The sequence below is a fragment of the Microbacterium sp. Bi128 genome, from assembly GCF_918698205.1.
Map to the genome: position 1 here is coordinate 1 of NZ_CAKKMM010000216.1, position 6,749 is coordinate 6,749.

16 protein-coding genes are annotated in these 6,749 nt (G+C 70.4%); 2 read left to right on the plus strand and 14 right to left on the minus strand.

The window, feature by feature from the left end; all coding sequences use genetic code 11:
• Positions 1 to 397: 397 nt before the first annotated feature.
• The 13 genes from LQV45_RS14990 to LQV45_RS15050 form a co-directional block, all read right to left on the minus strand.
• Complete coding sequence (locus LQV45_RS14990; RefSeq protein WP_230007717.1) at positions 398 to 703, minus strand: hypothetical protein; 306 nt, start codon at positions 701 to 703, stop codon at positions 398 to 400.
• Positions 704 to 891: 188 nt separating this feature from the next.
• Positions 892 to 1,314: a hypothetical protein gene (locus LQV45_RS14995; protein ID WP_230007718.1), complete on the minus strand. Its 423-nt coding sequence runs from the start codon at positions 1,312 to 1,314 to the stop codon at positions 892 to 894.
• Positions 1,308 to 1,478 carry a hypothetical protein gene (locus LQV45_RS15000; RefSeq protein WP_230007719.1) on the minus strand — a complete coding sequence of 57 codons (171 nt, stop codon included), beginning with the start codon at positions 1,476 to 1,478 and terminating at the stop codon, positions 1,308 to 1,310. The genes LQV45_RS14995 and LQV45_RS15000 overlap by 7 nt, the downstream gene beginning before the upstream one ends.
• Entirely contained in the window at positions 1,475 to 1,951 is a 477-nt protein-coding gene (locus LQV45_RS15005; RefSeq protein WP_230007720.1) for a DUF2637 domain-containing protein, read from the minus strand. Before LQV45_RS15005 ends, LQV45_RS15000 begins: the two co-directional genes overlap by 4 nt.
• Positions 1,948 to 2,709 (minus strand): hypothetical protein, encoded by a 762-nt coding sequence (locus LQV45_RS15010; protein ID WP_230007721.1) that lies wholly within the window; start codon positions 2,707 to 2,709, stop codon positions 1,948 to 1,950. Before LQV45_RS15010 ends, LQV45_RS15005 begins: the two co-directional genes overlap by 4 nt.
• Positions 2,706 to 3,722, minus strand: coding sequence for a YqaJ viral recombinase family protein (locus tag LQV45_RS15015; RefSeq protein ID WP_230007722.1), 1,017 nt, complete (start codon positions 3,720 to 3,722; stop codon positions 2,706 to 2,708). The genes LQV45_RS15010 and LQV45_RS15015 overlap by 4 nt, the downstream gene beginning before the upstream one ends.
• Positions 3,719 to 4,003 carry a hypothetical protein gene (locus LQV45_RS15020; protein ID WP_230007723.1) on the minus strand — a complete coding sequence of 95 codons (285 nt, stop codon included), beginning with the start codon at positions 4,001 to 4,003 and terminating at the stop codon, positions 3,719 to 3,721. The genes LQV45_RS15015 and LQV45_RS15020 overlap by 4 nt, the downstream gene beginning before the upstream one ends.
• A 90-nt stretch (positions 4,004 to 4,093) precedes the next feature.
• On the minus strand, positions 4,094 to 4,399 hold the full coding sequence (locus tag LQV45_RS15025) for a hypothetical protein (RefSeq protein WP_230007724.1): 306 nt from the start codon (positions 4,397 to 4,399) through the stop codon (positions 4,094 to 4,096).
• Position 4,400: 1 nt separating this feature from the next.
• Positions 4,401 to 4,604 carry a hypothetical protein gene (locus tag LQV45_RS15030; RefSeq protein WP_230007725.1) on the minus strand — a complete coding sequence of 68 codons (204 nt, stop codon included), beginning with the start codon at positions 4,602 to 4,604 and terminating at the stop codon, positions 4,401 to 4,403.
• Positions 4,601 to 4,906 carry a hypothetical protein gene (locus tag LQV45_RS15035; RefSeq protein ID WP_230007726.1) on the minus strand — a complete coding sequence of 102 codons (306 nt, stop codon included), beginning with the start codon at positions 4,904 to 4,906 and terminating at the stop codon, positions 4,601 to 4,603. The genes LQV45_RS15030 and LQV45_RS15035 overlap by 4 nt, the downstream gene beginning before the upstream one ends.
• Positions 4,903 to 5,397 carry a hypothetical protein gene (locus tag LQV45_RS15040; RefSeq protein WP_230007727.1) on the minus strand — a complete coding sequence of 165 codons (495 nt, stop codon included), beginning with the start codon at positions 5,395 to 5,397 and terminating at the stop codon, positions 4,903 to 4,905. Before LQV45_RS15040 ends, LQV45_RS15035 begins: the two co-directional genes overlap by 4 nt.
• Before the next feature lie 37 nt (positions 5,398 to 5,434).
• Entirely contained in the window at positions 5,435 to 5,668 is a 234-nt protein-coding gene (locus tag LQV45_RS15045) for a helix-turn-helix domain-containing protein (RefSeq protein ID WP_230007728.1), read from the minus strand.
• Complete coding sequence (locus tag LQV45_RS15050; RefSeq protein WP_230007729.1) at positions 5,665 to 5,922, minus strand: helix-turn-helix domain-containing protein; 258 nt, start codon at positions 5,920 to 5,922, stop codon at positions 5,665 to 5,667. The genes LQV45_RS15045 and LQV45_RS15050 overlap by 4 nt, the downstream gene beginning before the upstream one ends.
• 119 nt (positions 5,923 to 6,041) lie before the next feature.
• Between LQV45_RS15050 and LQV45_RS15055 the strand changes: the two genes are divergently transcribed.
• Positions 6,042 to 6,302, plus strand: a complete 261-nt coding sequence (locus tag LQV45_RS15055; protein WP_230007730.1) for a helix-turn-helix transcriptional regulator — start codon at positions 6,042 to 6,044, stop codon at positions 6,300 to 6,302.
• Here LQV45_RS15055 and LQV45_RS15060 read toward each other — a convergent pair.
• On the minus strand, positions 6,261 to 6,479 hold the full coding sequence (locus tag LQV45_RS15060) for a hypothetical protein (RefSeq protein WP_230007731.1): 219 nt from the start codon (positions 6,477 to 6,479) through the stop codon (positions 6,261 to 6,263). The two genes, LQV45_RS15055 and LQV45_RS15060, sit on opposite strands and share 42 nt — an antisense overlap.
• A gap of 191 nt (positions 6,480 to 6,670) precedes the next feature.
• Between LQV45_RS15060 and LQV45_RS35890 the strand changes: the two genes are divergently transcribed.
• On the plus strand, positions 6,671 to 6,749 hold a 79-nt coding region (locus LQV45_RS35890), incomplete at its 3' end, for a helix-turn-helix domain-containing protein (protein WP_374208220.1).

The following is a 6,749-nucleotide window of genomic DNA, read 5'->3' on the forward strand; positions in this document are numbered from 1 at the left end:
CGGGTGATGACCCTCGACCGGGACGGACTGCGGCACATGCTTGCCGCGAGCGATCAACTCCCGTGACCACCTCACCGTCGCCGTCCTTTCTGAGCGGGCGCTGGCACAGGGGGCAGCCCGAGGCGAACCCGGTGGGCCTTGTGCGCGTCGCTGATCTTCGAGCAGAGCCCGGCCGCGTCGAGCATCATCGACGGCTGCCGGCAGAGCTTGCATCGCGGGTAGTCCGACTGCATCCGGTCAATGCGAGCCGAGGTAGCCGCCCACTCCCGGCGCAGATGCTCGCGCCGACGGGGGTCGACCTTTGTGCCGTCGTCTGACCAGCCGCCGTTCGGCAGCGTGGCGACCTCGGGCGCGCAGCAGCCGAGCTTGCATCCGCTCGCGGTCGAGGGGGCGCAGGTCATGCGATCGCCGCCACATACTCGGCCTCGCGCTCGCGAATCCACCACTGCTCGAACTCGGTGAACGTCACACGCGGGTGCTGCTCCCAGTGCTCGACGAGTTCCGGTGACGCGTAGGCGTATGCCCGCACCGCCGGCCCGAGGAACAGCGTCGCCGGGTCGACGCCTTTCGCTTTCCCGCGGGCGTTCAGCAGAGCACCGTTCGTCGCAGCCTCGGCACGGTCGTAGGCCAGGGTCAGCACCGAGTCGTAGGCATCCCTCGCGGCCCGGTAGTCTGCGAACCCCGCCCGCACGAGCGCGCTCACGCGCCGACCTCACGGAGCCCGCGGCGGGTGAACCCGGGACGAACGCGGGAAGCCTGCCGCTGGCCCTTAGACTGCGCGCCCATGCAACACGACACCTTGCGCCCCCTCCCGTTTCGCCGCGTCGACGTCGAGCCATTCGGTTTGTCCGACGCCCTGCTCGATCGCCCGCCGGCTCGCTTCACGCCGGGTCATGCCGCCGCGGCCAGATCGTCGACGGGCTCGTCGACGGGTTCCCATCCGCCGGCGTCGTTGAGCAGCACCCACCCGAGGGCTGCGTGACGTAGCGGCACCTCGACGGGCCGGCGGATTCCGAGCGCGGACACTGAGAACCCCCAGACGGGTTTCACGTTGTCGCTGTGGTGCTCGACGTCGCCGTGGCATCCCGTGGTGCCGGTGCCACAGAGCACGACGCCGTTCGCTGCCCGGGCAACCCACGGTCGACCCTTCGCGCCGCCCTGCTTGCGGGCCTCACGGTGCTGCACCGACCACCCACCGAACGGTTCACCGCGACGCTCCCAGACGAGCCCCACGCCGCAGAGGGCGCAGCATCCGCGATCGCGCTCCCAGATGAGGTCGACGACCGCGTCGGGGAACTCGCCCGGCTTCACCACGTCGCCACCAGCGCCCGCGCGATCGCCGCGGTGAGCACCATCCCGACTACCACGGCGAGCAGCATCGTCGTCGCACCGCGGCGATCCCGCCGGCTGACGGCCGACCCGAGCCCGCCGAGGGTGCCGATGGTGAGCACCATCGCCGCCCACAGTAGGGCGATCATGCGGCGACCTCGCGACGCCGACGCTCGCCGGGGCGGGTGACCACCATCCACAGAACCTCGGTCATGGAAAGGATCAGCCACGGCGCGAGCGCGTTCGTGACCGCCCCGCCCCACACTGCGACGGTGGCGAGATCGGCCCCATCGAGCGAGTGCACGAGGTTGGCCGTCGACGAGAACAGCGTCAGCGCGACGATGCCGGCGAGCATCCCGCGTGTGCGGATGCCTCGTTTCGCGAGGGCTCCGCGTGCTGCGGTGAGGACGACGAGGGGCACGTCGACCATGACGGGGGTTACCCACCGCATCGGCTCGGGCAACCCCTGCCACTCGGCCACGAGGGTGAGCCCGTGCCACGAGGTGAGCACGGCCGCGAGCAGGGTCACGACGACGCCGGCGACGATGCCGCGGTGCATGCCGACGTGGTCGGGGTTGAGCGCTGCGCCGGCGCCCGTGCGGTGCTTCACCTTGCCGCTCATCGGCGACCACCCCCGCGGCGACCGCTGTCACGCTCGGCGCGCGACGACGCCTTGCGCGGCGCGCCCGGCTTGACGGGCTCGGCCAGCTGCGGCACTTCACGGCGCGGCGGGCGGGGCGTCGCGGCGGGTCGCGCCGGCGTCGACGGGCGCGGGGTGGCCGACTCAGCAGCCTGCGGGGCCGGCGTGACGGCCGCGGCGGTGGGCCGCGGTGCCGTCAGCTGCTGCCGGCGGTCGACCATCGCACGTTCGAGTTCGGGCGTGCGCTGTCCCTTCGCCTCTTCCCAGAGCGTGACGAGGGCGGCGGCGTCGGATGCCGCGGCGATCTCGCTCGCCCAGTCGCGAGCCGGCGTGCCGGCGACACGGATGCCGTCGAGAACAGCGGCGGCACGTTCGGCGTCGAGCAGCGGGGCGAGCACGTCGGCGAACACCACGAGGTAGGCGTGCCGCTCGCATTCGCCGCCGAACACGGTCATGGGGCTTGCGGTGCGGGTCGCGTTCCAGTTGGGCGTGACCTCTTCGCGAGCCTCGTACTCGGCCCACGCAATCACGACCTCGCGGGCGCTTTGGCCGGTGCGCTTAATGATGACGCGGGCGAAATCGGGGTGCGGCTGCTCGGCGGTGGGGAGGAATGCCGGCGTCCAGCTGCTCGCGCTGCCCAGCGGGTGCGTGGGCGGCACGCCGACGTGAAAGTGCGGTCCGTCGAGAGCTTCCAGCAGCCCGGATGCCTGCACGGCTGCGCGTGCGTCGTCGGTGTTCATCGCTTAGATCCCTTCGGTGCGTCAAGGCGCACGTTCCCGTACTTCGTTTCGGTGGTGGAGTGGCCGGCGGCGATCGCTGCGTCGGCCAGGGCTGCGGCCTGCACGCGCAGGTCGTGGGCGTGCGCGTCAGCGTCAGCTGCCTGCTGCGCGAGTTCCTCGTACCGCTGCCATGCGGCCTCGTCGGCGAGCTTCCATGCGGCCTCGTCGAGCACGAGCAGGTCGTCGGCGGTGCGGACGATGCCGCCGCGGGTGCCGGCCACGCGCACGGTCTGGCCGGGGTGCTTCGCGAGCCACGCGTCGATCTCGGGGCGCACTGCGGCCGCGTCGCGCTTCGCGGCCGACTCGCGGGCTTTCGCGTCGGCGTAGACGGCGATCGCCTCGTCGACGTCATCGGGCAGGTCGTCGTGCTCGGGTGCGCCGGCGTCGCGCCAGGCGATGAACGCGTCGGCCTCGGCGGCGAGTCGAGCGATGCGCGCCTCGTCGCGGGCCACCCACCGGTGCTCGGGCTCGGCCAGGGTGGGTTCGCCGTCGGCGCCCATGACCTCCCAGACGTACAGCCACCAGTCGAACCCGAGCACCCACATGCCGAACTGCATCTGGTCGTAGTGGTCGGCCGGGATCTCGTCGCTGTCCCACTGATGGTCGTGCGACTTCGCCTCGACGCCGAACAGGCCGTGCTCGTCGTCCATGCCGGTGCCGTCGGGGGTGCAGCGGTGCAGCGGGTGCTCGGGGTGGCCGAACAGCGCCGTGTTCGGGCTGACGATCGACGCGAGATAGGTCGCGTAGTGCAGTAGCTCGGCCTCGCGCACGTGGCCACGGCGGGTGTGAGAGTTGCCGCGGAACGCGCGCCCGTTCAGCTTCTCGCCGAGGATCGCACGGTGCGTCTGCCGCCCGCCCTGAGCTATGCGGTGGATCTCGGACGCGGTCACGCCGGCGTCGCGACCGTCGTGCCAGTCGTCGGGGCTCGCGCCGGCGGGCACGATGATGAGCAACGGCTGCACGGCGCGGCTCACGGGTACACCTCGCCGACGCTGTACTCGTCATACGTGCTCTTGTCGACGTACACCCATCCCGACTCGTCATCGAGCCGCAGGTCGAACCGCCACGCGGGCGGGTGCCAGTACGTCGAGGGCACGCATGCGGTCGACTTCCCCGAGGTGTGGCACGACGTCGTCGTGACGAAATACCCGGGCTCGGTGTGCTTGCCGGTGATCGTGCCGTGGCTGATCGGCGAGCAGCCGGCGACGAGCAGGACGGATGCCGCGATCAATGCGGCGAGGATCTTCGATTTCATCGTGCGTTCCTTCGGGGTCGTCGAGACTGTCGAGCGCAGGCCGAACGGCCGCGCCCTGCGGTGAGGGGGCGGTGAGCGTGGCGCGAGCGGCTACGCCGCGGCGAGGGCGTGCACGTGCGCGCGCCGTTTACCTGTGGGGCCAGGGCGGAACGTGCCGGGCACCTCGTGAATGAGGTTCATCCGGCTGAGTTCCTTGCGGGCTGAGCGCAGTCGCTGCCCGGTGTAGGTCGAGCCCCAGCGTGCTGCGGCCTCGACGAGTTCGCCGTCGGTGAGGGGGCGGGCTTCGAGGGTGAACAGGGCGAGCACTTCGCCCTGCGAGTGGCGCAGCGTGATGGACGCGGCAGCCTCGGCCGAGGTGATCGGGCCGGTATTCCGGGTGCGCTCGACCTGTCCCACGTCACACCGCCCGAACGGTCGAGCCGAGCGGGAACAGGGCGCCGGCGTCGGCGCGCTCGGCTCGACGCTCGGCGCGGTCGATGCGCTTGTCGTCGCGATCGGCGCGGGCGCGGCGCTCGTGACGCTCGGCGCGCCAGCGGGCGGCCTCGGGGCGCACGACGGGCGGGCGCCCCGGGACGGCGACCACTCGACGGGTGTCGCTCATACGCGGTGGCCGTTCGTGCGTGCGTGTGCCTGCTGCCCCACGGCCTCGACCATGCGCGCGCGAGCGAGGTCTGACACCTCGGCGTAAGCGCGCGTGGGCGACTTGCTGTTGAGCGTTTCGTGCACGTGGGCCAGGGCCATGCGGACCTGCTCACGACGCAGCGCCCGCACGTCGGCGTCGAGCGTGGCGACGGCGATGCGGTCGCGCGCCTGTTCGAGAACTTCGTCGATCGTGGGCGCGACGGGTGCGGGGCGGGGCGCCGTGCGCTGGGGCGCGACGACGGTCGCGTCGACGGGGCTCACGCGGCAGCCCCCGAGGCGAGGGCGGGGTGCGCCGTGAGCATGCGGTCGCTGCCGCGGTCGTCACTGAGGACGACGAGCGAGTCGAGCAGCAGCCCGCGGAATCGCAGGCACAGCATGCTGTCGGTGGGCGACCACGAGAGGCTGCCGGCGTCGTTCGCGTGTGCGAGGGCGACGTCGCCGAACGCCTCGCGTGCTGCGGAGACGATCTCGATCTCGCTCAGCCAACGCATGACACGCAGGAACACGGTCACGACGTCGTCCAGTTCGGGCTGCAGGATCGGGTCGATGCGGTCAGCCGAGCGCCGGCCGTCGATGAACTCGCGCCAGATGCCGAGCGCGGCGTCGAATCGGTCGCTCTCGTGCAGGCGCTTGCTCAGCGCGTCCAGCACGTCAGCTTTCGCGAGTGCTGCCGTCGTGCGAATGCGGATCTCTGCGGCCGTCCATTCGTCCATCGCCAGTTCTGCGGTCAGGGTGTCGATGTGAACCGTCATGTGTGTGCCCTTTCGTGAGCGGTTCGGGTGGGTGGTCTTAGGCGCTGCGGCGCAGCTTGGTGACGTTGCCGGCGGGCGCCGCTTGGTGCGCGCACCTCTGGCCGGCGAGGTACGCCTGCAGGCAGGACTCGGCGACGAGCCAACGACCGCCGACCTTTCGCTGCGAGCCGTGCAGTTCTCCGCTTTCGAGGCGCAGGCGGATCGTCACGATGTGCTGACGCGCGACGTCGGCACACTCGGGTGCGGTGTACTGCCGCTCGATACCGGTCATGCCGCGAGCCCGGCAGCTGCAGGCGCGGCATCCCAGCCGGCGGGCAGGAACTCGCTCACCTTGCGGCCGAGCGCGGCCGCGATACGGGCGATCTCCCAAAGATAGAAATCGGCGTCGCCGTCGAGCTTGCGACGGAGCGACGATGCCGAGATCCCGGCCTTGCGGGCGAGCCATGCGACGGAACGGTCGGCCTCGGTGCGGGCCGCTTCGACGAGCTTCGCGACCTCGATGCGGTCAGCGGTTTCGGTTGCCATGCGGCGACCATAGCACCCGAACGGGTGCTGTTGTGTAAGTCGAATAGCCGTTCACCGAAACGGAGTCAATAGCACCCAATTAGGCGCTTTTCCATCCACGCCGGTGCTATTGTGCCCGCATGGCACCTGAAACTGATCCCTATGCCGAGGCGTACACGGCCGCACTGGCGGCCGAGTTGCGCGCCGCTCGGGCGCGGCTGCAGATGAGCTTCCCCGAGATCGCGAGCGCGACGGGAATCCCCCGCAATACACTGCTGCGCTACTTCAATGGGCAGCGAGACATACCCGTTCCTACGTTCGGGAGAATCGCCCGTGCACTAAGCCTGTCGCCGGGCGATCTACTCGACGCTGTGCAGGCCCAACTCGCCGAACAGTTCTGACGGTCGCACACCGCGCGATCGCGCGGTCGAGGCGAGAACCCCCACCGTGACAATCTCAGCGCCACCACGAAGGGCGACAGTCATGCCAAACACGATGAACGCGACCGCGGCGACAAGGGTGCCAAAACCGGCGATCACGAGCGCGCCACCGGTGGTGCGCGAGAGGCGGTCGAACATGCTGCGTAGATCCTTCCAACTGCTAAACCCCCCGGTCTGCAGTGCGTCGAATGGTAGTTCATTCGAACTAACGGTTTGCAACACCCAGGGATGCAACACCTCGCCGGTACGGTCGCGCTGTGATAGCCGTGCGCGATCCCTTTACGCGCTCGATCGCGGAACAGCTGCGGACGTTCACCGAGGAGTCGCTCGTGACGCAGACCGAACTCGCGTCGCGCACGGGAATCTCGCAGTCTCAGATCTCGAAACTGCTCAGGGCCGAGCGCCACA